Source organism: Tenacibaculum dicentrarchi, from assembly GCF_964036635.1.
GTDB lineage: Bacteria > Bacteroidota > Bacteroidia > Flavobacteriales > Flavobacteriaceae > Polaribacter > Polaribacter dicentrarchi.
Genome location: NZ_OZ038524.1, coordinates 2,141,385 through 2,162,908 on the forward strand (window position 1 = coordinate 2,141,385; position 21,524 = coordinate 2,162,908).

The window sequence follows — 21,524 nt, forward strand, 5'->3', positions numbered from 1 at the left end:
TAGAAAAGTATTTTTAAATAAAATTCAAGCAGGCTATTAAGCATAAACCTCACAGGTTTTAATTGTGAGGTTTGTTGCTTTTATATAATAGTTTTTCTAATAAAAATCCATACAACCACTTTCTTAACTCAATTTTAAATACACAAAAACAGTGTAAGCAACTAATAATATAATTCCATGAACCCAATTTAAGCGTAATTTCTTTGGGAAAAACGCAAATGGCAATATGATAAACGAAATGGCAAGCATCCAATAAATATCATTATTTACCAAACTTAAAGCATCAGTACCTAATTTTATCGGTGTAATAATTGATGTAATTCCTAAAACTGCCAATATATTAAAGACATTCGAACCAATTAAATTTCCTAAAGAAATAGCTTTCTCTTTTTTCAAAACTGCAATGATTGATGCCGCTAATTCTGGTACACTTGTCCCTACCGAGACCACTGTAACACCAATAATAGCATCACTTACCCCCATACTTTTTGCTAAGTTTGTAGCACCATCAATTAACCATTCAGAACCTAACCACAGGCAGAAACCACCAATACTTAAAAATAATACCACCTTATATAAAGGTAATTCTTCATCATCTTCAGGCATTTCATCGACTACTGCTGTTTTTTGAAAACGCAATAAATACACTAAAAACACCACCAACATACTAAATAAAATAATTCCCTCGTATTGCTCAATGGTATTATCAAAAGCGATAAAAAAATATAATAAACCTGAAGCTACCATCATTACAGGCCAATCGGTTTTATAAAAGTTTTTTTCTACTTCAATAGTTGATAAAATTAGCGTAATCCCTAAAACCAAGCCAATATTAGCAATATTAGAACCTATTACATTCCCTACTGCCAAGCCAGAAGCGCCGTTTAATGCCGACTTTATACTTACAATTAACTCTGGTGCTGAGGTTGCAAAAGAAACAACTGTCATTCCGATTACTACCTTTGGGATGTTTAATTTTAACGATAATCCAACAGCTGCTTTTAAAAGCCAATTCCCTCCAAGAACTAATAATAACAATCCTAACGCTATATATACAATATTATCCATCGATTCTATTTTTTCTTGCAAATATAGAACTTTGACATCAAAATAAACAAGTGCTAAAAAGCTTTAAAAAAGAACAAATACCAAAAAATAAGCTTTATAAACACCTGTTTTCCTTTATTTTCTTTAAAATAATTATAAAACCCCAATATTAAATTATCATTAAAAACATAAAAGTAAGTTTTTGATTAAAAATAAGAACACTAAACAAGTAAACTATCTTATAAATTAAAACTATTTATCACCTTTTAACTTCTTATTTAAATCTAAACCTATTAAATGCTAAATATCTTTTTGGAAGCGAGCTTTTCTTTACACTATATTCATAAAAAATTAAGAATTATAAACCAATTAAAAACACCTAAAAAATGATTGCTATTACATTAAAACTAATTATTATCGCAATAAAAATTGCAACGATTATCGCTTTATTATCATAACCAACTTTTAAAACCAAACTATATTTTATGCTAACATTTATCGGAGTATTATTAATTATTATGGGGCTAACAACTATGTTATTAAGCTCAATTATTAAAAACAACAAAATTTTAACTTGGTTTACTTTTCAAAGAAGTATTCAATTAACAGCACTTGGTGCCTTTATGAGTATTATTACAGGAATGTTTTTTTATGCAGATGCAGGTACTGCTTATGCGGTACAATACGTTTCTGGTGGCGATAAAATGATTACAACCCAAGGATTAAAATTAAAATGGTGGGGACGAATTATTCCTTTATCGTATGAAACATCTATAAAAGATATTATTGTTAAAGATGAAAATGAATTACCAAAAAGTGACCGAGGTATTTATAACCGAAAAGCTCAAAAATGGGAATTTAGCGATGCTATTAAAGCCGAAATAAGCACTTCTGTTATTGTAGGAGTAAATATTAATGATGAAGCAGTTTTTTTAAACATGGCAGATAGAAACAGAAGTGAATCTAAATTAATCTATGGAAGAGTTTTACCAAATATTGATGCCGCTATAAAAAACACCTGTAAATTGATGGACGCACAAGATTATATTTCTGGACAGGCTTCTGATTTTGATAGGTATTTTAGAGATCAATTAGAAAACGGAATGTATCAAGTAGAGCAATATTACGAATCGGAAAATAGTAATGAAGTTGTAGGCGATACAACCACTATTCGAAAAATAAAAATCGGAAAATCAAGTAAACAGAAAAAATTTAGAATAAAAAGAACCAAAGATGGTACTATTATTAGAGATGATTCTAATACATTAAAACAATATGGTTTAAAAATTTACCAAGCACAAGTAACGGGTATTGATTGGGAATCTTCTTTTGATGAGCGTTTAGATTTACAAAAAAATGAAGTTGCCCAAACTCAATTAGAAAAACAACAAGCCGAACGTGAATATTACAGAGCTAAAAAAGAAGTTGCTAAAGGAGAATCTGAAAAAGCAAAAGAAAGAGCAAGGTTAGAAAAAATCCAAATTCAACAAACAATTGAAGCCGAAACAGAAGCAAAAGTAGCTGGATTTAATTTAATCAAAGAAAAAAAGCAATTTGAAGTTGAGCAATACAAAGCCAAAAGTAAAAAAGTAGCTGCCGAAGCGCAATATTATGAAAATGCTAAATTAGTTAGTGCTGGTTTAACTCCACAAGAAAAAGCAGAATGGGAATATAAAACAGCCGTTGGTGTTGCCCAGCAAATAAAAGACTTACAACTTCCCACTACTTATATTGAAGGTGGAAATAACGGAGGAAACGCAAACGGAAGCTTATTACAGTCATTAATTGGTGCTGACTTAGCAAAAAAAATGATGCAAAATAAAAAATAAAATGGCTTTTATTACTAAGGGCAACCTATCTAGATTTATGTTACCCTTAGTAATACATTATTTTTCAGTATTTTTGATATAGAATTAAATATTTCAATGAAAAAACATTTTTTTAAAGCTTTAGCAAAACTAAACAAACTACTACTACCCTCTTTTACAAAAAGAGCATTAGATATTTCTACAGCTTCAAAATTTCAATTAGCAATTATTGGATGGCGAGCATTTATTACTATAAACTCATTAGATTAACATATTAAAACCTAAAATTATGAAAGAACACGTAAAAGTATATACCGGAACTTCAATATTAGCAAATAGGCTTGCTTTTTTATTAGATGAAGCTAAAATACCAAGCTTAGTTAAAGACACAAAAGAATCTGGGAGATTAGCAGGTTTTGGTGCCACAGGTGACTCTTGTGAATTATTTATATATAAATCTGATTTTCAAGGCGCTGAAGAAATAATAAATAACTTCAAAAAAGAATTAAATTAATTTTTGAAAAAAAAAGTAAAAAAAACTTGAATTTATTTTTTTTATCAATAAAACAGTTGTAGATTTGCACTCGCAATACGGCCATGTGGCGCAACTGAATAGCGCACTTGATTACGGCTCAAGAGGTTGCAGGTTTGAATCCTGCCATGGTCACAACAAAACCAGTAGTTACAGACGTTTCTGTAAATGCTGGTTTTTTCATTTGCAGAATATTTGCAGAAAAATAGATAATTAAATAATTATTTTAAGTTTTGTTTCTGCTGATAGTGTTACTCTATTGCTGAATTGTTAGGCTCTTTTTTTAAATGTACGAAAACTATCTTCTCTTTTTTTATACACACTCGCATAACAGATACCAAGTAACTATCAAAATAAACACCTCAACAAACGCAAATAATATTTTAAAACTCTTTGTAGTTGAGGTTATAAAATTAGCTTAAAACGTACATTTCAGATGTTAAAGTAAATTGTAAAGACGGTTGGTTTAAAACGGCTCTTTTTTTATAGTGTCTAAAACATCGCAATATTTTTTTTCTTATAGTGTTCAAAACGTAGATACAAAGTACATACGTGTAACAGATACCAATTAACTACAAAAATAAGAACCTCAGCAAACGCAAAGAATAATTTAATATACTTTACTACTGAGGTTATAAGACTGCTTTAAAACGGCTCTTTTTTATAATGTAAGAAAACTCTTTGTTTTAAATTATTCTATATTTTTGAGGTGTTTTAATTCTTCTAAAATCTTTAAAAACTCCATCTATTAAAATTGTGAAATAATTGCCTCCTATTCTGTAAATATTTTTACGCTCAATTACTCTTAAATGTTTATGTTTTTTCATTATTTTTACGTGGCTTTTTGTGATTGTATCAAACAGTCAGCAATATCAAAACCTTGTTCTTTTTGGTAATCCGTTGCTTTGTCTCTTAACAATGTATTAGTTGTAAAATATACATCTTTTGCGAGTCTAGGTATTTTATCATTCCAATTATTATAACAACCTGCATCAGGAAACAATACTACATTGCGACCTTTTAATACCTTTGTCTTTGCTTTACTCAAATTATTAAGCGAACCACAAGCCAACCAAAAAAACTCTGGCAAACAGATACTGCAAATAATTGCTGTTTTTTCACTTTCGCAAATTGCTATTGGCTTGTTTTTGTCTTCATTTAATAAGTGTTCACCAAAATAACATTGCTCTAAATTAAAGTTATCAATTTCTGAATGTTCCCAACCGATGTGATTATACGGCTTCTTAACTCGTTTACCGTTTTCAGGATTGTAAAGCATTACTTTGCCACTTCTTATTTTTCCGTTAATATCTTGTTGCCAAAAAGTGGTTGCACCGTTCCATTTAGTAGAAGTTCCAATATTATAATCCATTATTAGCATTTGAGCCGTTTCCGTACCAAATAAAGTGATTAAATAATCTAAAAAGAAGTTAGGAGCTTTACTACTCAAACTCTTATTCATAACCTCAGCATTAAAATAACTTGTTATTGGTTTTGGTGGTGGTGGCTTTCGTACAAATGGAACTGCTTTTGTTTCAAATGTATTATTGTCTTGAAAATATTGTTTTGGTTTATAATGATAACCACACTTTACAAGCCTACTGCAAGCCCCTACAGCATCGTTTAAATGTTCGTTAGTTTGTGTATCAATGTATCTAGTAAACTGATTAGGTTTATTACAGTTAGGGCAATGGTATCGGCTCTTTGTTCCGTTGTATTTTTCTAAAATGTATCTGAAATTATCCATAAAATTAAAGGTTTTTAATTAATCGTAACAAGCGTAACAGACTGTTACAGTGTTACGACTGTTACGACTGTTACGATTTGTTATGACTGTTACGGTGTTACGATTTGTTACGACTGTTACAACTGTTACGATTTGTTACGACTACCTATTTAACTAACTGAAAATAAGGGTTTTAAATATTTCTGCATTAATAATCGTAACACTTCGTAACAAGTGTAACACCGTAACAGACTGTTACGACTGTTACGATTTGTTATTTTTCTTTAATATTCGTGACACTTTCATTTTATTAGTATTGAATTTGTCAGCAATATCTTGCAAACTTAAATTTGGATATTCAGCTTTGAAATTAAGTACATTTTGTTCTAGTTCGTTTTTTTCTTTGTCAGTAACTTCTTTGAGGTGTTCGCTTTCGTTTCCATAGTCTACCAATTCAAATTGTAGAAAATTGAACGGTTTATCTATTTTACAAATTGCTACATTTTCAGTATCGTAAACAATTTCAGTGTTTCGGGCTTTAATCTGTTTTAAGTATCGTAAACTTTTATCAGTACTACTTTCGCCAATAGTAAAACACGCATCAATAAAATTGATTAACATCTTACTTCCCGATAAATCATTTCTAGTAATTTTTTTTGATAAATCCCTTTTTGGTGTGTGTGCTAAAATTAAGAGTGAAAGTCCGTATTTGCTTTTCAAGGCTTTTAAATGTTTCATTAAAGGCAGAGCGTTTTTTGCGTTTTCGGTTTCAGTTTTCAAGTAAGTAAGGTTATCAATAATTAAGATTTTAGAATCTAATTTAATAATACTTTGTTCTATTGACTCGTTTAAATAAGTATCAAAATCTTTGCCGTCTGGAATATTTGAATCAGGATTTATTTCTACTCTTAAAAAATTATCGTTCCATTTAAAATGGTCTTCATAATCTACTGAATACCTATTTTCAAATTGTTTTTTTGATAATTCAAAATCAAAGTATAATACTTTTTGCGGTTCGGCTTCTAGTTTAAACCCTGGTATTGGTTTGCCACTACTTATACTTTCGCCAATTTGAACCGCTAAAATTGATTTACCTAAATTAGTATCAGCAAATAAGATACAAATTTCACTTTCAAACCAAAGTTCACCAAATAATGTTTTAGGTATTGCCGTGTTTTTAGCTTCATCAATCCATTTATTAGCTTTCTTAACTGTAAAAAGCCCCACACTTTCGTCTCTTTTATCAATCGCATCAATTGTATTAGTTACATTTTCTAATATCATTTCTGCTGTAATGTTTGTTTTATTTTCAATATTATTCATTCTATTTTTATACCTTTACTATCGTTAATTTTGGCATAAGAAATGCCGTATCGCTTAGGATTAAGCAATTAAATAAGAATAGGAGCGCATCAAATAGGTACGCTCCTATATTTTTACATTCTAATTAAAATATAAAGTAATTAGAGTAGCTATCGTATCGTAAACATCTGTTAAAAAATCCTTTACTTTTTGTTGAGGTGTTTCCATCAATTAGCTAAGATTATTTATTTCAGCTACTAAAACATCATTTGTGGTTAAGTACCAAGCTAAACACTTAGTAATTTTACAACGCTGGTGTTTAACCTCAGCTAATAAGCCTATTTTTTCGAGGTCTCTTTTAATTCTACTAAAACTCTTTTGTGTTATACCGATAGCATCGCATACCATTGAGCCAGTGGCAATGTTATTTTTAAGATAGCTAAGTACTTTTGTCTTTTGTGAAATTTTGCGGTTCGTAGTCATCTTAAACCGCTTTTTTAGATAGTAAAACATCAGTATCAGCTCCAATTTCTGAAACTGTTTTAACTTTGCCCTTTTTAATCCAGTCGATAATTTCGGATTTAAAAAATCTTAGCTTGTTACCTTGTTTGTAGTGTGGAATTTTACGCCCTGATACGTATAAATAAATAGTTGGAACGCTTAACTGAGTAAGTTTTGCGACCTCTTTAATGTTTAGAGGTTTTTCCAGTTCGGATTGTGAGCTTGTCTCCTTAGATAGGATTAAATTTTTCAGCTCTTTTTGTAATTCTAGTACTTCATTTAGTACTGTTGGTAAATCATTAAATGTTAAAACCATAAAATTATGAAATTAAAAAATTATTAGATAATGCTTACAACTCCCTTTAATTTCATACTTTTGCAATAATTATTTTCCTCCTACAGATAATAATACTACAAAAGTGTTTAATTGCCGAAAAGCTGTAAGCACTTTTTTTTGTGCCTTTATTTTTATAAGACGGTTCAAAGATAAAACATATTTACGAATAAATAACAATACAATGAAAATTTATTGTTTTAAGGTATGTTTTAGGTATTTAATAGTCATTAACTATGTATAACTACTTATTATTTTAAAAAAAGCCTTACGTGCCTTAAAAAGATAATTTTTTAATTAAAAATATTTTTTTTTATTTTTTTTATTTTTTTTTACTGTTTTATGTTAATTGTACTCCTTAAAAGTCCAACAAGCTATTGGCAAAATCTTTTTTGGCTTCATCTTCAAAACCTGCAAAGTAATTTTTAGTTACACTCAGGTCACTATGATTTAAAGCCTCGCTTATAAACTCCATACTAGCACCTTTACGCAATGAATTTGTTGCAAATGAATGCCTAGCCCAGTAGCTCGACAAATCAATAGGTAAACCGTTTAATTTAGCTACTTTTTTAAGATGTTCGTTTATGTGCCTAGTAAAGTTTTTAATTTTGTTGTACTGAGTTGTACTGTTTTCAGAAACATTGATAATATCAAATACAAAATTATCTTTAGACTTGTTTCCGTATTTATTGATAACCTCGTTTGTAAAATCTGTTAAGTAGATTGTAATTTCTGTTTTTTCTGCTGATTTGTCAAAAGTCTTTGCACGGTAATAACTGAATTTACCGTTTTTAATATCTGAGTATTTCAATAAAGCAATATCTTTAAAATTCATTCCGTTACAATTATAACTGAAAAAGAAAAAATCTTTTGCTTTCTGCTGGTTATCATTTAAAACCTCAGCATTAAATAAAATTTTAAGTTCGTTATTACTTAATGCTTTCTTTACTTTTTTTGTTCGTGGAATTTTATATTTATTTTTTCCGAATGGATAAATATCAATACTAATATCATTACTTTCAATAGCTCTATTAAATACGGCTCTTAACGTTCTAGTATAAATTGCTATTGTAGTATAACTTTTATTTTTAGATAACATAAAAGCTTCATATTCTTTTAACCAACCTACATTGATAATATTAAAAGTGAGTTTATCAGCTTTACACTTCTTTTTATTCTCGCTAAAATCAATTAAGGAATTAAGAGTGTATTTATAACTTTCAGCAGTTCCAATTTTACCCTCCTTTATATTTTTGTCAATAGTTAAATTAAAATGATACTTTACATTATTTTTATCTGATGACTTTCTAAATAGTTTAGTTTCAAATTTATCAAAATTAAAAACAGTCATTTCTGTTGCGACTTCATTTGCTCGAGTTTCAATCGCTTTTAGTTTTAGTTCCAGTTCTTTTTTTGAACCTCTAAATTTTTTGTTCTTTGGGTTTTGCCAAATTTCAATAAAATCAGCTTCTAATAAATCAATATCTAAAGCATACCATTTTTCCTTTCTAGTTACTTTTCCGTAAACTCTTAATTTAATAGGATAACAGCCACTATCTTTTTTTCTTCTATTATCTAATCGTATTGAAATATTGTATTCTTTTACTGCTTTTTCGGTTTTCATATTTTAATTACTTTCTGCAAACATAAACCATTTGCAGAATATTTGCAGAAAAAATAACATAATAAACAAATACTACTTATTAACAAAAAGAGTATATTTACAGTAAATACAAGGGTTTACATAGTATTAAGGTAGTAATAAAATAATGAACAAATAGTATTATTCTTGATTACGGCTCAAGAGGTTGCAGGTTTGAATCCTGCCATGGTCACAAAAACGCTAAGATTTTTTCTTAGTGTTTTTTTTTGCTTATTATTTTCCCACAGACACTGTTTTAATAAATATTTTATAAAACCTAGTGTTTTCGGTTAACTCGTACGCAGCTTGCTTAATTTGAATTTCTTTATACTCAGTATATTCACAACAGCCCTTTGTTTTTCTTTGTGAATTTACATAGACCTCGAAAATATTTTTATCAGCTATTTGAATCGTATAATTAACAATTGCTGTTTTCCATCCAATAGAAGTCATTTCGATAATATTATAATTATTCTTATCGATAAAACGAAATTCGATAGGTTTTTTAGTAGTACTATTTAATATTTTAATATCTTTTGAGTTAAATTCACCTGTGGTAAATAAATTTTCTCCTGTTAATTTATCAACTAATTCAAATTGAAACGGATCTGGTGGTGTAAAACAATCTACATCTTCACATTCACTTATAATATTGCAAGATTGCATAAAAAGTAAAAAGGTGAAAATTAAAATTAAACCTATTTTTTTCATCCTATTATTTTTAGCTGTTTTTTATAGCAATAAATGTAACCTAATTTAAAAAAAACAATATTTACATTACTTTATCTTTAAGTTAATAAATCGACATAATAAAAAATAGAAAAGACCCTAAGCTTTCGCTTAAGGCCTTTTCATCTAACCAAACTTAGTATAAAAACTAACTACTACTATTTTAATACTCTTAAAAAATATTTATTTAAAATTTTTATTTCAATTATTTACAAATGATACACACTACTATGACACGCTTATTTTTTAAACGTCACATTAAACCAAAAAAAAACTCAAAATAAGTTTTTTTTTTGAGTTTTTTAATATAAATACTTCCTTAAAAATACACGGTGAGCAGGTATTGCTTTATCGTAACCTTCAACTAAAATCTCTAGTATTTCAGGGGGCTTAACCCCTATTTCATTTTTTTTATTATATTTAGAAACATATAAATTATAGATTTCTTTATCCTTTTCAAAAATTAAAAAATGCTGTTCATTTAATATCGCATAACAAATTTCATTTCCTGAAAAAGCAGCTGATACATCCTTGATAAAATCAGAAAATTCGTAATACCTAAAAACACTTTCCATCTTAAATTATTTCTGCTGATAAACCTAATTGTAACAACTTAGCACATCTTGGTTCTAAATCTTTATACTCACCTGTTTTAACGGCACATTTACCTTTGTAATGAACTAAAACAGAACATTGCTCTGCTTGCTCTAATGTATGATCACAAACATCAACTAGACTATCAATTACAAAATCGAATGAATTTACATCGTCATTATGTAAAATAATTTCATGCTTTTTTGTTTCTTGCGTTAAAACGTCTAAATCTTCTTGTATTTTTTCTATCGTGCTCATTTATGCTGTTTTTTGATACTGCAAAGCTACCCAATTATTTCTTTTAATTGTTTTTTGTAATGCTAAACCGTGTTTTGAGACTTCTGTATCTATAACAGGAATATCTTCGCTATAAAAACCACTTAGCAATAAAATACCTGATTTATTTAAGCAATTTGTATATATTTCCATGTCACTTAATAAAATATTACGATTGATATTTGCTATAATAACATCATATTTTTTATCAGCTAAAAGCGATGAATCTCCTTCAAAAACTGAAATATTTTTACATTCATTTCTTTGTACATTTTCTACAGAATTTTCATAACACCAAGCATCAATATCAATGGCATCAATAGGATTTGCTCCTTTCATTTCAGCAAAAATTGCTAAAATTCCTGTTCCGCAGCCCATATCTAACACTTTTTTATTGGTTACATCTAAATCAATTAAATGCTGTACCATCATATGTGTTGTTTCATGATGCCCTGTACCAAAACTCATTTTTGGCTCAATAACAATGTCGTATTTTAAATGAGGGTTTTCATGAAACGGCGCTCTGATACTTACCAAATCATCTACTTGAATTTGATTAAAATTCTTTTCCCATTCGGCATTCCAATTCGTTTGCTCAATTTCTTTATGATCAAAACGAATAGAAAAATCTTCCGATTTCAAAATAAAAAGATCTTCTAACATGTTTTCTTTCCAGTCATTTTTCTGGATGTATGCCGTTACTCCGTTATCAAGTTCTACAAAACTCTCAAAACCAACCTCACCTAATTCCGCTATTAAAATTTCAGTTGCCGGGTCTTTAGGGCTTACTTCAAAATTATATTCTATATAAATATTATCCATTACTCTTGATTATATTGCTTTTATAATCGTTACAAAATCAGCTGCTTTTAAAGCCGCTCCTCCAATTAATCCTCCGTCTACATCTGTTTTTGAAAAAATTTCTGCGGCATTTTCAGGCTTTACACTTCCTCCGTATAAAATTGAAATATCGTTTGCAATTGCATCACCATATTGTTTTGCAATAGTTGCTCTTACAAAAGCGTGCATTTCTTGTGCTTGTTCTGCCGATGCTGTTTCACCAGTTCCAATTGCCCAAACAGGCTCGTAGGCTAAAATAATATTAGAAAAATCAGCTTTATTCAAATGAAACAAGCTATTTTTCAATTGATTTTCTACTACTTTAAAATGATTTTCAGCTTTTCTATCTTCTAAAACCTCTCCGAAACAAAAAATAATTTCTAAATTATTTTCAAGAGCTGCTGTTACTTTTTTAGCTAAAATAGCCGCTGTTTCACCAAAATATTCTCTTCGTTCAGAATGTCCTAAAACAACTAAATTCAATCCTAAAGAAGTTAACATATCGGCAGATATTTCTCCCGTAAAAGCACCGCTTTTAGCAAAATACATATTTTGAGCTGCTACTTCAATTTTAGTTTTCTTTGCTTTTTTAACTGCCGTGTTTAAATTCACAAAACTAGGCGCTATAATTACTCTAGTATCATCTGATACTCCTTCTTTTATTCCCTTATTTATTTGCTTGATTAACTTTTTAGTTTCATCAAGGTTTACATTCATTTTCCAGTTACCTGCAATGATATTTTTTCTCAAAATTACACTCTTTTATGTTCTTAATTTCTATTTTACTACTCTTGTAATGCAGTTGCCAACCTTGGGTCAAATGGCTCTGTTACATTTCCTAATGAAATAATACCTCGCTCATTAACAACCATATAACTTGGCACATCTTTAATCCCTAACCCTTTTGCATATCCGCCTTTAAGTGCCGCAGGTAGAAAATAATGATCTCCTTTAATATTAAAAAAACGTGTTATTCCTTTTTTCCACTGTGCTACTGTTTTATCTATTGATAAAAAAACAAAAACAACCTCAGGGTTTTTAGCTTTTAATTCCTTTATTTTTGGTGTTCCTGACACGCACTCGGCACACCAAGAAGCACATACTTCAAACATTACTTTTTTTCCTTTATATTTTGCCAGAATTTCTTTAAAAGTAATTGCTTTATCGTTGGTTGTTAAAAATTTTTCTTGTAAAATACCCTCTGAAAAAGCCGCAGGTTTTTCGGTATTACAAGATGCAAATAAAACAATAACAAATAGGTAAATAAGTTTTTTCATGAGTTTATTTTTTTTGCACTAAAAATACGTTATTTTTTAACATTTTTAGCCATTAAAATTGCAGAAACTTTTGTTTGATTAAAAACAATAATTTTACCCTGTTCGTCAATTAATAAATAACGAGGAATCCAACTTAACCCTAAAAATTTAGCAAAACTTCCTTCCCATCCTGATTGCATAAAATAATGCTGTCCTTTTATATTCAAGCGTTCAACACCTGAATGCCAATCTTCTAATTTTCTATCTAGAGATAAATATAAAAAGACCATTTCAGGGTTTTCTTCTTGTGCTTTTTTAACCGCAGGTAAATTCTCTAAACAATCTGTACACCAAGAAGCCCAAACATCTATCAATATTTTCTTTCCTTTATTTTTATCTAAAATATCTTTAAATGGCACTTCTTCTTTAGTGTTTATAGCTACAAAAACATCAGCCAAAGCTTCTTTTGAAAATTCTGTCGGGCTTTGAGTCGAACAACTAAGTAAGGCTAAACTTACTGCAAAAATAACGCCTATTTTTTTTATCATCTTTTTTATCATCTTTGTTTGTTTTTTTAATGTGTTTTATCTTTAACTTTTTTAGAAATACTCGAAGCTTTAAACAGTGTAATTTTCCCTTTTTTATCAACAATTAAAAACCTCGGAATTGTTTTTAATTTTAAAAAATTCGCCAATGCTCCTTTCCCTTTTTTAGGAATATAATAATATGCGCCTTTTAACTTATTCTTTTTTTTAATATTTTCAAGCCCTCTTTTCCAATCAAAATAAGAATGATCTACCGATAAAAAAATATAATTTACCAATGGATTTTCGGCTTGAAACGCTATCACATCTTTAAAACTACGCTGACTAAAAGGGCAATAGGTTGCAAAAACTTGTATAAATTGGGCTTCTCCTTTATTTTTATCAAAAATTTCTTTTAGAGTAATCGAATCTCTGCTTGTAGTTACTAATTTTTCATTTAAAGCTTGCCCTGTAAAAACTTTAGGCTGAAAAATAGCACAACTTTGCAATACTAAAAATGCTATAAAACATAAAAAATAGTTCATATTAATTTAATTTAATTCGCGGATCTAACCAACTGTAAATAATATCTACCAATATATTAATACCTATAAATAAAGTTGCCACAACCAATACACTTCCCATAATTACAGGTAAATCAAGCGTATTTAAGGAGTTTACAATTTCTTTTCCTAAGCCATTCCAATTAAAAATATACTCTACAAAAACCGCACCAGCTAACATCGAAGCAAACCATCCTGAAATTGCTGTTACCACCGGATTTAACGAATTTTTTAAAGCGTGTTTTTTAAGCATTTGATACTTGGTTAACCCTTTTGCATTTGCCGTTCGTATATAATCTTGATTTAAGGTTTCTAATAATGAGTTTCGCATTAATTGAATAACTACCGCCAACGGACGAACTCCTAAAACAATGGCTGGCAATAGTAAATTTTTCCATTTTAAACGTATTTCTTCGCCAAAATCATCAACTTCATATAAACTTCCTGTCATTTCTAAGCCCGTAAGTTCATGTAATATAAAACCAAAAAACCACGCCACTAAAATTGCCGAAAAGAAAGACGGAACACTCATTCCTAAAGTACTTAATATAGCAATTATTTTATCAAAAAAAGTATCTTTATATAAAGCTGATAAAATCCCTAAAAATATTCCTAAAAATAATGCAATGGTAATGGCAAAAATAGCTAAAATAGCCGTATTTGGTAAGGTTTCAGTAATTACTTCGGATACATTTTTACCATTTTTTTGAAATGATTGCCTTAAATATGGGTATTTAAGCACCAAATTTACAGAACTTATGCCAATTATTTTTTGAAACGTGTATTTTCCTTCGGATAAAAAAGTATAATCTTCCTCTTTATTACTGTGTAACGACATCGGCGAAACATCATTTAAATAATATAAATATTGCGTAAAAATAGGCTTATCGAAACCGTATTTTTTTCTGATATTCTCAAGCTGTTCGGTGTCTTCTCGTTGGTCTAACATCATTCTTGCTGGGTCGCCAGGCAATACGTTAAACAAAAAGAAAATTACCGTAACTACGCCAAAAAGTGTTAAAAATCCGTAGAAAAATTTATTGATTACATATTGAAACATATCTAACAAAGATAATGTAAAGTCTTAAAAAAGTGTACTTTTGCTTAACTTTTACAACAACACATGACTACACAAGAATTAGTTACGCAAATTAACAAAAAGAAATCGTTTTTATGCATCGGTTTAGATGTCGATTTAACTAAAATCCCTACCCATTTATTAAAGGAAGAAGACCCAATTTTTGCCTTCAATAAAGCAATTATCGACGCTACACATCATCTATGTGTTTCTTATAAGCCAAACACCGCTTTTTATGAAGCTTACGGTATAAAAGGTTGGAAATCGCTTGAAAAAACTATCAAATACATCAACGAAAAACATCCTGAAATTTTTACCATTGCCGATGCCAAACGTGGCGATATTGGCAATACCTCAACCATGTATGCCAAAGCTTTTTTTGAAGATTTAGCCTTCGATTCGGTAACGGTTGCACCTTATATGGGAAAAGATTCGGTAGAACCTTTTTTAGCTTTTGATGATAAACATACCATTATGCTGGCGTTAACCTCTAACCAAGGAGCGTTTGATTTTCAAACAAAAATGGTAGTAGAAACAGACAAGAAAGAGCTTTACAAACAGGTTTTAGAAACGTCTAAAAATTGGAAAAATTCAGAAAACTTAATGTACGTTGTTGGGGCTACCAAAGCGGAATATTTTACAGAAATACGCAAAATTGTGCCTGACAGTTTTTTATTAGTTCCAGGGGTTGGAGCGCAAGGTGGTAATTTACAAGATGTTTGCAAATACGGAATGAACAAAAACGTTGGATTATTAATTAATTCATCTAGAGGAATTATTTATGCTTCGGATAAAGAAGATTTTGCACAAGCAGCAGCTAAAAATGCTGCAGTTTTACAAGAGCAGATGAAGGAGGTTTTAAATACTTTATAAAAATATATTTGATACAAATAGCTTACTATTTTGAATTAAAAACAAAAAAAGCACTCAATAAATTGAGTGCTTTTTCGTTTTATACTATAAACCTATTAGTTTATAAAAGGATTGTTTTGAATTTCTGATTGTGGAATTTCAAAAGTTAATCTCTCATCGTTATAAGGAATTTCTTTTCCTACTAAACTTAAGTGATTATCACCTCTTTTAATAGTTGCCTTATTACGTTTCATTGCTAAGTAACTTTTCCCTTCACCCCAAAGCTCTACACGAGTCTGGAAATAAATTTCATCTAAAAGAGCTTTTCCTGATAAAGCATCAATATAAGAAGCATCTGGCATTCTTTTACTAACGATAGCTTTTAATCTGTCTTTAGCTAAAGTTTCGTTTCCTGTTTTTGCTGCCATCTCTGCACTTAATAAATAGATTTCACTAATTCTCATGAAAACATAATCAGTAGTTACTACTTGCTGACCTCCAATTTTTTTATCTTGGTGATAAAATTTATTGTTAGGTATTAAGTGATTTGAAGTTCCTTTATTATCGTTAAACTGTGTTTTACGAATATCGGTAGCATCAATTGCATCATATAAATCTTGGTCAATTGATTTTTTATCACCTGCCCATTGGTAGCTGTAACTATAAACATCCATTTGCCCCCACCAAGATACTAAACCGAAATCCATATCTGTAGTAAGATCGGCACCCCAGATCCATCCGTTAATGTTTACATCGTCAAAACCTCCAACAACTTCATCTTTAGACATTACATTAAAACCTCCAGTGTTTACCACTTCGTTTAATAATGCTAACGATTTTGTATTTGATTCCGTAGTGTTCATTGCTCCGTAAACGTATGCTAATAAACCTTTAGCTACTTCGCTATTTACTTGATTTTTAGTTTCTCTTACAAAACCGTTTAATAAAGTAATTGACGATTCTAAATCGCTAATCATTTGCTCATACACTTCTTTAGTAGTACTTTGTGCTACGTTTGGTGTTTCAGGATTTGTATAAATAGGTAAAACCTTCGTGCTAGGGTTGTACTCTTTCATATAGAATTGACTTAAATAAAAGTACGCATAAGCTCTTAATGCTTTTGCTTGCCCAAGCGCATATTTAGCATCTACAGTTACTGGCGAATCACCTAAACCGTTAATAATTAAATTGGCAGCTCTTACTATTCTGTAGTAATATCTCCAAGGTCTGTAATTTGTCAATCTTGTATAGTCAACCGTATCTTCTAAGGTTGTAAGACTTCTATAATATCCGTACGAACTTAATGATAAAGCCATATCTCCAGATAACATATCACTATAGATATCATATCCTTTTTGACCAAAATCACCATCGTTTGTAGTTCCACCTGTTTCAGGGTTAATCATTGTAGAATAAGCTCCACTAAGTGTAGCGTCTAATACATCAGGATTAAGATTACCTGAAATTCCAAAATCTTCTACGTTAATAAATCCTGTAGGTGATTTTTCTAAGAAATCATTACCACATCCAACAGATATCGTTAAGATAGCTACTGCTGCAATAGATTTTAATATTGTTTTTTTCATCTTTTTTAAATTTTCAATGATTAAAATTTAATTCTTACTCCTAAAGCAAATGTTGTTAAAGGAGAATATCTGTATTGATCTGAAGAACCAGTTTCTGAAGTTGCTGGATTAAATCCATCTCTTTTACTTAATAAAAATAAGTTATCTCCAGAAGCATATAAGTTTACGCTACCTAAACCTGCTTTTTTAATGTATTGTACAGGAATTGTATATCCTACTCTTATATTATTTAACGCTAAGTAATCTGTAGATGTTAAAAATCTGGTAGAAGAACTTGTAACAGCAGTAACTTCGTTACTATATAATCTAGGAACATTTGTAATGTCACCTTTCTTTTGCCATCTGTCTCTCATATCAGTAGACCAGTTGTTACCTCCAACTTGACCGTTCGACATTAAGTTTGCATACGCACCATCATAAGCATAACCTCCTAAGCTATATGCAAATTGAGAACTAATATCAAAATCATGAATTTTAGCAGATAATCTGAAAGCTCCTCTTACTGTCGGAATTGCCGATTTATCTACATATTTCTGTGTAGCTTGTGAATATACTTTAGTAGTTCCTTGTGATATTTTAGCATCTGGGTTGTCTGTTAAAAACTTATTATAGTTTTTAATTTCTTCTCCCTTATCAAAAGCATCATTTTTGTTTGCATCTACATAGTTTACATTCCACATTGCAGCACCGTCGTTAGCATCAACACCAGCCCATTCTCTCATGTAGTAATCAAATAATGAATGCCCTTTTGAACGTCCGTAGTTACCACTTTGATCTAATAACTTAGCCTTTCCTGTTGACGGGTCAATAGGCATTTGCGTTAATTCATTCTTTAAAAACTCTCCGTTTAAAGAAACATCGAACGTATAGTTTTTCTTATTAATAATATGCGTAGTAATATCAAATTCAAAACCAGCATTTTTTAATTTACCATCATTTACCTTTTCTAAAGCATCTCCTAAAGAAGGCCCTAAACGTCTGTCAAAAATTAAATCTTCTGTATTTTTAACGTAGTAGTCAAAAGAAGCATCAACTAAGTTATCAAACAAAGTAAACTCAACACCTGTTTGAAACATTTTAGAAGTTTCCCAAGTTAATTCAGCATTTTGTCTTGCACGTACAGGAAGTGAAATTTGTCCTCCTAAGTTTTCAATATCGTATCCGTTTTGCCCAGCATAAATATCACTTAATTCTGAACCGATAGATTGATCACCTAAAATACCATAACTTACTTTTACTTTAAGATTGTTTACAAACTCAACATCGTTCATAAAGTTTTCTTTGGTTACAATCCATGAACCACCGATAGAACCGAAAGTACCCCATTTATTGTTTTTAAATCTTGATGTACCATCTCTTCTTACAGAGGTAGTAAAAAAGTATTTACCATCATAATTATAGTTTGCCTGCCCGAAGAAACTTTCAATAGCTATTTCTTCTCTATATCCTGTTGATTTACCAGCAGTTTCTACATAGTTTGTAGGATCATCTAAACCATTATTAAGGTTTACAACTCTTTTTACATCAGTATAACCTCTTTGTCTTTTCCATTGATTAGACTCATGCGCTGCGATAAAATCAACTTTATGATCACCAAAAGAAGTATTATACTTAAACATGTTTAAGAAGTTTTGCGTAACCGCATACCTGTTTTGTTTAAATAAACGACCTTTAGTATCTGATCCAGCTGCCGATCCGTAGAAAGGATTTTGAATATCATTATCAATAAAACTATAATATTGAGCTCCATATCTAGACTCAAAACTTAAGTTTTCTGCTAATTGAAAGTTAAAAGAAAAATTAGCATTTAACGAATGTCTTTCTGATTGTTTTAAGTTATATTTAGCATTTGCAATTGAATTTGTTAAAGCTCCAAAACCACGTCCTGCATCTCCAAAATCGTAAATATGACCTCCATAAATAGGATCATCAATTTTTTTACCATTGGTATCTCTAGTAAATAATGGGTAAATTGAAGGAATATTATCAACAAACCAAAAAACACTTCCTGAATCTTCAGACTGTCCGTTTGAAGTCGTTTTTCCAAAAGTATATCCTAAATTAACACTTGCTTTTAACCAATCAGTTGGGTTATGTGTTAAATTTAAACGAGAAGTATATCTTTTATAATCTGAATTAAGTACATATCCTTTATCTTCTAAATAACCAAAAGAAGAAAAGTATTTTGTTTTATCATCACCACCACTCATTTTTAAGTTTGCCTCTGTTCTAATAGAAGTTTGGAAACCATAATCAGCCCAGTTTTCTGGCGTGTATTTTCTAGCAACACCTGCTCTAACTTTTCCTGTAGCAGGATCAATTAATTTAGAAATATCAGAAACATTCCATAAATTATAAGCACTGTTAATACCTTTCCCTGAAAAAAGATTCGCATTTGCATACGCAGTTGCATCAGCTTCACCATTAAAGTCTCCTTTATTTCTCATTGCTTCCCAAGAAAGACCAATGTATTCTTCTGGTGATTTAATAGTGCTATATCTAGCTAAATTGCTAAAATTAACACCAGTTTTAACATCAAATTCAATTGATGAAACCCCATTTTTACCTGATTTTGTTGTAATTAAAACAACTCCATTCGCCCCTCTAGAACCATAAATTGCAGTTGCCGTAGCATCTTTTAATATCGTTGTAGATGCTATATCAGATGGATTAATCGTATTAAGTGCTCCGTCAAAAGGAACACCATCAACTACAAATAAAGGATCTCTGTTTCCGTTTACAGAACCAAAACCTCTAATTCTAATTGTTGCCGATTTACCTGGCTGACCTGAAGTATTTATAACCTGTACCCCTGCAGCCTCACCTGCTAAAGCTTGTGAAATATTTGAAACACTTTTTGCCGCTAATACCTCAGCCTTTACAACTTTTGCAGTACCTGTAAATGCCGATTTAGTTGATGTTCCATACCCAACAACAACAACCTCTTCTAATACATTTGCATCTTCTTGCATTACTACGTTAATCGTAGTTTTTGCACCTACTAATTTAGTAACATTTTGCATACCTACAAAGCTAAACACTAAGCTTTGATTTGCTTCCGCTTTAACAGTATATGTACCATCAAAGTCAGTTTCAACACCTGATACCGTACCTTTTATTACAACATTAACTCCTGGTAATGGACCAGCACTATCTGACACAGTACCTGTAATCATCTTTTGTTGTGCAGTTACATTTACTAGAAAACCTAGAAAAAATAAAATACACAATACGTTTTTGTAACGTGGATTCATAAAATATTTAATTTTAATTATTATTGGATGTAAATTTAAAGGCAATAGTTATTCGTTAACAAGCTTTTGACGCTAAAGACCTTTATTTTGATGTAAAAAACCTTTAAAAAGTGGCTAACACCCATTTTAAAACCAAAAAAAATGTTAATTTTTAACAATAAATTGGTACTTTAGTATCTAAAATAACCATTGATTGTTTAAATTTGTAAACTTATGTAGTATAACCTATACTATTATTAAATAGCTTTTACTACTAATTTTTATAAAATATTTCCTCAAAATATGAAAAAATCAGTCTTAATTATAGATAGCGACCAACAAGCTATCGACAACTTAAAAGAACTATTAACTGAATTTAATTTTTTAAAAGTAATAGATCAATGCACTACAACTATTGATGGTATTAATAAAATTAACACACTAAAACCTGATATTGTGTATCTTGATACACAGCTAAATGATGTTACTACAGGCTTTGATGTTATTGATAAAATAACTCTATCTGAAAAACCTGTTTTTATCTTTACATCTTCATCAAATAAAGATGCTTTAAAAGCTTTTGATTATGGTGTATTTGATTATTTATTAAAGCCCTTGAATAAAATCCGTTTTTTTAATTCTATAGATAAATTAATAGCAAGTAAGAAAATTGAAAATCAATTTAGTCTTAAAAGTAACTTAGATAATATTTTAAATTTTATAAAAGAAAAATCTGAAGAAAAACCTAAAATAAACACTACTGTAAAAGGCACTAAAATCAATATAAAATCAGGTAATAAAGTAATTTTACTTGAAAGAAGTATGATTAAATATATATCGGCCTCGGGTTATTATATTGAAATTTTCACAACCGATAACCGTAAATTTTTACTACGAGAATCTTTATCTAGTATCATAAAACGATTAAATGCTAGTAACTTTATAAGAATACACCGTTCAACAATCATCAACACTAATTTTATTGATGAAATAATTGCTTCTAATTACGGAGAGACTGATGTAAAAATAAATGACAATAAAACATTTCGTATCAGTAAAAGTTATAAAAAAGAATTTCAAGAAATTATAGGATTTTAGAAC

23 protein-coding genes and 1 tRNA gene are annotated in these 21,524 nt (G+C 29.8%); 6 read left to right on the plus strand and 18 right to left on the minus strand.

What is annotated here, in order from left to right:
* Positions 1-123 precede the first annotated feature (123 nt).
* Positions 124-1,068: a calcium/sodium antiporter gene (locus ABNT14_RS09265; RefSeq protein ID WP_101902949.1), complete on the minus strand. Its 945-nt coding sequence runs from the start codon at positions 1,066-1,068 to the stop codon at positions 124-126.
* Positions 1,069-1,532: 464 nt separating this feature from the next.
* On the opposite strand from ABNT14_RS09265, the gene ABNT14_RS09270 reads away from it, so the two are divergent.
* From ABNT14_RS09270 to ABNT14_RS09285, 4 genes are all read left to right on the plus strand, one after another.
* Complete coding sequence (locus tag ABNT14_RS09270; RefSeq protein ID WP_101902950.1) at positions 1,533-2,876, plus strand: SPFH domain-containing protein; 1,344 nt, start codon at positions 1,533-1,535, stop codon at positions 2,874-2,876.
* Positions 2,877-2,972: 96 nt separating this feature from the next.
* Complete coding sequence (locus ABNT14_RS09275) at positions 2,973-3,125, plus strand: SsrA-binding protein (protein WP_101902951.1); 153 nt, start codon at positions 2,973-2,975, stop codon at positions 3,123-3,125.
* Between the two features lie 19 nt (positions 3,126-3,144).
* Positions 3,145-3,369 carry a putative signal transducing protein gene (locus tag ABNT14_RS09280; RefSeq protein WP_101902952.1) on the plus strand — a complete coding sequence of 75 codons (225 nt, stop codon included), beginning with the start codon at positions 3,145-3,147 and terminating at the stop codon, positions 3,367-3,369.
* A gap of 79 nt (positions 3,370-3,448) precedes the next feature.
* Positions 3,449-3,522: transfer RNA gene (locus ABNT14_RS09285), tRNA-Arg, on the plus strand.
* A 551-nt stretch (positions 3,523-4,073) separates the two neighbouring features.
* Here the strand turns inward: ABNT14_RS09285 and ABNT14_RS09290 are convergent.
* From ABNT14_RS09290 to ABNT14_RS09360, 15 genes are all read right to left on the minus strand, one after another.
* Complete coding sequence (locus tag ABNT14_RS09290) at positions 4,074-4,214, minus strand: hypothetical protein (RefSeq protein WP_159459540.1); 141 nt, start codon at positions 4,212-4,214, stop codon at positions 4,074-4,076.
* 5 nt (positions 4,215-4,219) lie between these two features.
* Positions 4,220-5,134, minus strand: coding sequence for a DUF6371 domain-containing protein (locus ABNT14_RS09295; RefSeq protein ID WP_101902953.1), 915 nt, complete (start codon positions 5,132-5,134; stop codon positions 4,220-4,222).
* A 243-nt stretch (positions 5,135-5,377) separates the two neighbouring features.
* Positions 5,378-6,436: an AAA family ATPase gene (locus ABNT14_RS09300; protein ID WP_101902954.1), complete on the minus strand. Its 1,059-nt coding sequence runs from the start codon at positions 6,434-6,436 to the stop codon at positions 5,378-5,380.
* Positions 6,437-6,646: 210 nt separating this feature from the next.
* Positions 6,647-6,898, minus strand: coding sequence for a hypothetical protein (locus tag ABNT14_RS09305; protein WP_101902955.1), 252 nt, complete (start codon positions 6,896-6,898; stop codon positions 6,647-6,649).
* Between the two features lies 1 nt (position 6,899).
* Positions 6,900-7,232, minus strand: coding sequence for a helix-turn-helix domain-containing protein (locus ABNT14_RS09310; protein ID WP_101902956.1), 333 nt, complete (start codon positions 7,230-7,232; stop codon positions 6,900-6,902).
* A gap of 376 nt (positions 7,233-7,608) precedes the next feature.
* On the minus strand, positions 7,609-8,874 hold the full coding sequence (locus ABNT14_RS09315; protein ID WP_101902957.1) for a tyrosine-type recombinase/integrase: 1,266 nt from the start codon (positions 8,872-8,874) through the stop codon (positions 7,609-7,611).
* A gap of 252 nt (positions 8,875-9,126) precedes the next feature.
* Complete coding sequence (locus ABNT14_RS09320) at positions 9,127-9,603, minus strand: hypothetical protein (RefSeq protein WP_101902958.1); 477 nt, start codon at positions 9,601-9,603, stop codon at positions 9,127-9,129.
* A 320-nt stretch (positions 9,604-9,923) separates the two neighbouring features.
* Positions 9,924-10,196, minus strand: a complete 273-nt coding sequence (locus ABNT14_RS09325; RefSeq protein ID WP_101902959.1) for a hypothetical protein — start codon at positions 10,194-10,196, stop codon at positions 9,924-9,926.
* 1 nt (position 10,197) lies between these two features.
* A complete protein-coding gene (locus ABNT14_RS09330; protein ID WP_101902960.1) occupies positions 10,198-10,473 on the minus strand; it encodes an ATP-dependent Clp protease adaptor ClpS in 276 nt (91 codons plus the stop codon).
* Positions 10,474-11,313: a 50S ribosomal protein L11 methyltransferase gene (prmA, locus tag ABNT14_RS09335; protein ID WP_101902961.1), complete on the minus strand. Its 840-nt coding sequence runs from the start codon at positions 11,311-11,313 to the stop codon at positions 10,474-10,476. It lies immediately after the preceding gene.
* 9 nt (positions 11,314-11,322) lie between these two features.
* On the minus strand, positions 11,323-12,081 hold the full coding sequence (tpiA, locus tag ABNT14_RS09340; RefSeq protein ID WP_101902962.1) for a triose-phosphate isomerase: 759 nt from the start codon (positions 12,079-12,081) through the stop codon (positions 11,323-11,325).
* Between the two features lie 35 nt (positions 12,082-12,116).
* Positions 12,117-12,608 (minus strand): TlpA family protein disulfide reductase, encoded by a 492-nt coding sequence (locus ABNT14_RS09345; protein WP_101902963.1) that lies wholly within the window; start codon positions 12,606-12,608, stop codon positions 12,117-12,119.
* A gap of 29 nt (positions 12,609-12,637) precedes the next feature.
* Positions 12,638-13,135 carry a thioredoxin-like domain-containing protein gene (locus ABNT14_RS09350; protein ID WP_101902964.1) on the minus strand — a complete coding sequence of 166 codons (498 nt, stop codon included), beginning with the start codon at positions 13,133-13,135 and terminating at the stop codon, positions 12,638-12,640.
* 26 nt (positions 13,136-13,161) lie between these two features.
* Positions 13,162-13,656: a TlpA family protein disulfide reductase gene (locus ABNT14_RS09355; protein ID WP_101902965.1), complete on the minus strand. Its 495-nt coding sequence runs from the start codon at positions 13,654-13,656 to the stop codon at positions 13,162-13,164.
* Position 13,657: 1 nt separating this feature from the next.
* Entirely contained in the window at positions 13,658-14,734 is a 1,077-nt protein-coding gene (locus tag ABNT14_RS09360; protein ID WP_101902966.1) for an ABC transporter permease, read from the minus strand.
* 63 nt (positions 14,735-14,797) lie between these two features.
* Here ABNT14_RS09360 and pyrF point away from each other — a divergent pair, with 63 nt between their 5' ends.
* A complete protein-coding gene (gene pyrF / locus ABNT14_RS09365; RefSeq protein ID WP_101902967.1) occupies positions 14,798-15,625 on the plus strand; it encodes an orotidine-5'-phosphate decarboxylase in 828 nt (275 codons plus the stop codon).
* Positions 15,626-15,720: 95 nt separating this feature from the next.
* Here the strand turns inward: pyrF and ABNT14_RS09370 are convergent, their stop codons facing one another.
* Both ABNT14_RS09370 and ABNT14_RS09375 read right to left on the minus strand, forming a co-directional pair.
* A complete protein-coding gene (locus ABNT14_RS09370; RefSeq protein WP_101902968.1) occupies positions 15,721-17,190 on the minus strand; it encodes a RagB/SusD family nutrient uptake outer membrane protein in 1,470 nt (489 codons plus the stop codon).
* Positions 17,191-17,210: 20 nt separating this feature from the next.
* Positions 17,211-20,444, minus strand: a complete 3,234-nt coding sequence (locus ABNT14_RS09375; protein ID WP_101902969.1) for a SusC/RagA family TonB-linked outer membrane protein — start codon at positions 20,442-20,444, stop codon at positions 17,211-17,213.
* 282 nt (positions 20,445-20,726) lie between these two features.
* On the opposite strand from ABNT14_RS09375, the gene ABNT14_RS09380 reads away from it, so the two are divergent.
* On the plus strand, positions 20,727-21,521 hold the full coding sequence (locus ABNT14_RS09380; protein ID WP_101902970.1) for a LytR/AlgR family response regulator transcription factor: 795 nt from the start codon (positions 20,727-20,729) through the stop codon (positions 21,519-21,521).
* Positions 21,522-21,524: the final 3 nt, after the last annotated feature.

What these genes read in the sequence shown, in the direction of transcription:
- ABNT14_RS09360 (WP_101902966.1), bottom strand. Translation starts at nt 14,734, where the DNA reads ATGTTTCAATATGTAATCAATAAATTTTTCTACGGATTTTTAACACTT.
- ABNT14_RS09275 (WP_101902951.1), top strand. Translation starts at nt 2,973, where the DNA reads ATGAAAAAACATTTTTTTAAAGCTTTAGCAAAACTAAACAAACTACTA.
- ABNT14_RS09290 (WP_159459540.1), bottom strand. Translation starts at nt 4,214, where the DNA reads ATGAAAAAACATAAACATTTAAGAGTAATTGAGCGTAAAAATATTTAC.
- ABNT14_RS09315 (WP_101902957.1), bottom strand. Translation starts at nt 8,874, where the DNA reads ATGAAAACCGAAAAAGCAGTAAAAGAATACAATATTTCAATACGATTA.
- ABNT14_RS09350 (WP_101902964.1), bottom strand. Translation starts at nt 13,135, where the DNA reads ATGATAAAAAAAATAGGCGTTATTTTTGCAGTAAGTTTAGCCTTACTT.
- ABNT14_RS09325 (WP_101902959.1), bottom strand. Translation starts at nt 10,196, where the DNA reads ATGGAAAGTGTTTTTAGGTATTACGAATTTTCTGATTTTATCAAGGAT.
- ABNT14_RS09380 (WP_101902970.1), top strand. Translation starts at nt 20,727, where the DNA reads ATGAAAAAATCAGTCTTAATTATAGATAGCGACCAACAAGCTATCGAC.
- ABNT14_RS09295 (WP_101902953.1), bottom strand. Translation starts at nt 5,134, where the DNA reads ATGGATAATTTCAGATACATTTTAGAAAAATACAACGGAACAAAGAGC.
- ABNT14_RS09355 (WP_101902965.1), bottom strand. Translation starts at nt 13,656, where the DNA reads ATGAACTATTTTTTATGTTTTATAGCATTTTTAGTATTGCAAAGTTGT.
- ABNT14_RS09300 (WP_101902954.1), bottom strand. Translation starts at nt 6,436, where the DNA reads ATGAATAATATTGAAAATAAAACAAACATTACAGCAGAAATGATATTA.
- ABNT14_RS09370 (WP_101902968.1), bottom strand. Translation starts at nt 17,190, where the DNA reads ATGAAAAAAACAATATTAAAATCTATTGCAGCAGTAGCTATCTTAACG.
- pyrF (WP_101902967.1), top strand. Translation starts at nt 14,798, where the DNA reads ATGACTACACAAGAATTAGTTACGCAAATTAACAAAAAGAAATCGTTT.
- ABNT14_RS09320 (WP_101902958.1), bottom strand. Translation starts at nt 9,603, where the DNA reads ATGAAAAAAATAGGTTTAATTTTAATTTTCACCTTTTTACTTTTTATG.
- ABNT14_RS09330 (WP_101902960.1), bottom strand. Translation starts at nt 10,473, where the DNA reads ATGAGCACGATAGAAAAAATACAAGAAGATTTAGACGTTTTAACGCAA.
- ABNT14_RS09305 (WP_101902955.1), bottom strand. Translation starts at nt 6,898, where the DNA reads ATGACTACGAACCGCAAAATTTCACAAAAGACAAAAGTACTTAGCTAT.
- ABNT14_RS09345 (WP_101902963.1), bottom strand. Translation starts at nt 12,608, where the DNA reads ATGAAAAAACTTATTTACCTATTTGTTATTGTTTTATTTGCATCTTGT.
- ABNT14_RS09310 (WP_101902956.1), bottom strand. Translation starts at nt 7,232, where the DNA reads ATGGTTTTAACATTTAATGATTTACCAACAGTACTAAATGAAGTACTA.
- ABNT14_RS09270 (WP_101902950.1), top strand. Translation starts at nt 1,533, where the DNA reads ATGCTAACATTTATCGGAGTATTATTAATTATTATGGGGCTAACAACT.
- ABNT14_RS09280 (WP_101902952.1), top strand. Translation starts at nt 3,145, where the DNA reads ATGAAAGAACACGTAAAAGTATATACCGGAACTTCAATATTAGCAAAT.
- ABNT14_RS09265 (WP_101902949.1), bottom strand. Translation starts at nt 1,068, where the DNA reads ATGGATAATATTGTATATATAGCGTTAGGATTGTTATTATTAGTTCTT.
- prmA (WP_101902961.1), bottom strand. Translation starts at nt 11,313, where the DNA reads ATGGATAATATTTATATAGAATATAATTTTGAAGTAAGCCCTAAAGAC.
- ABNT14_RS09375 (WP_101902969.1), bottom strand. Translation starts at nt 20,444, where the DNA reads ATGAATCCACGTTACAAAAACGTATTGTGTATTTTATTTTTTCTAGGT.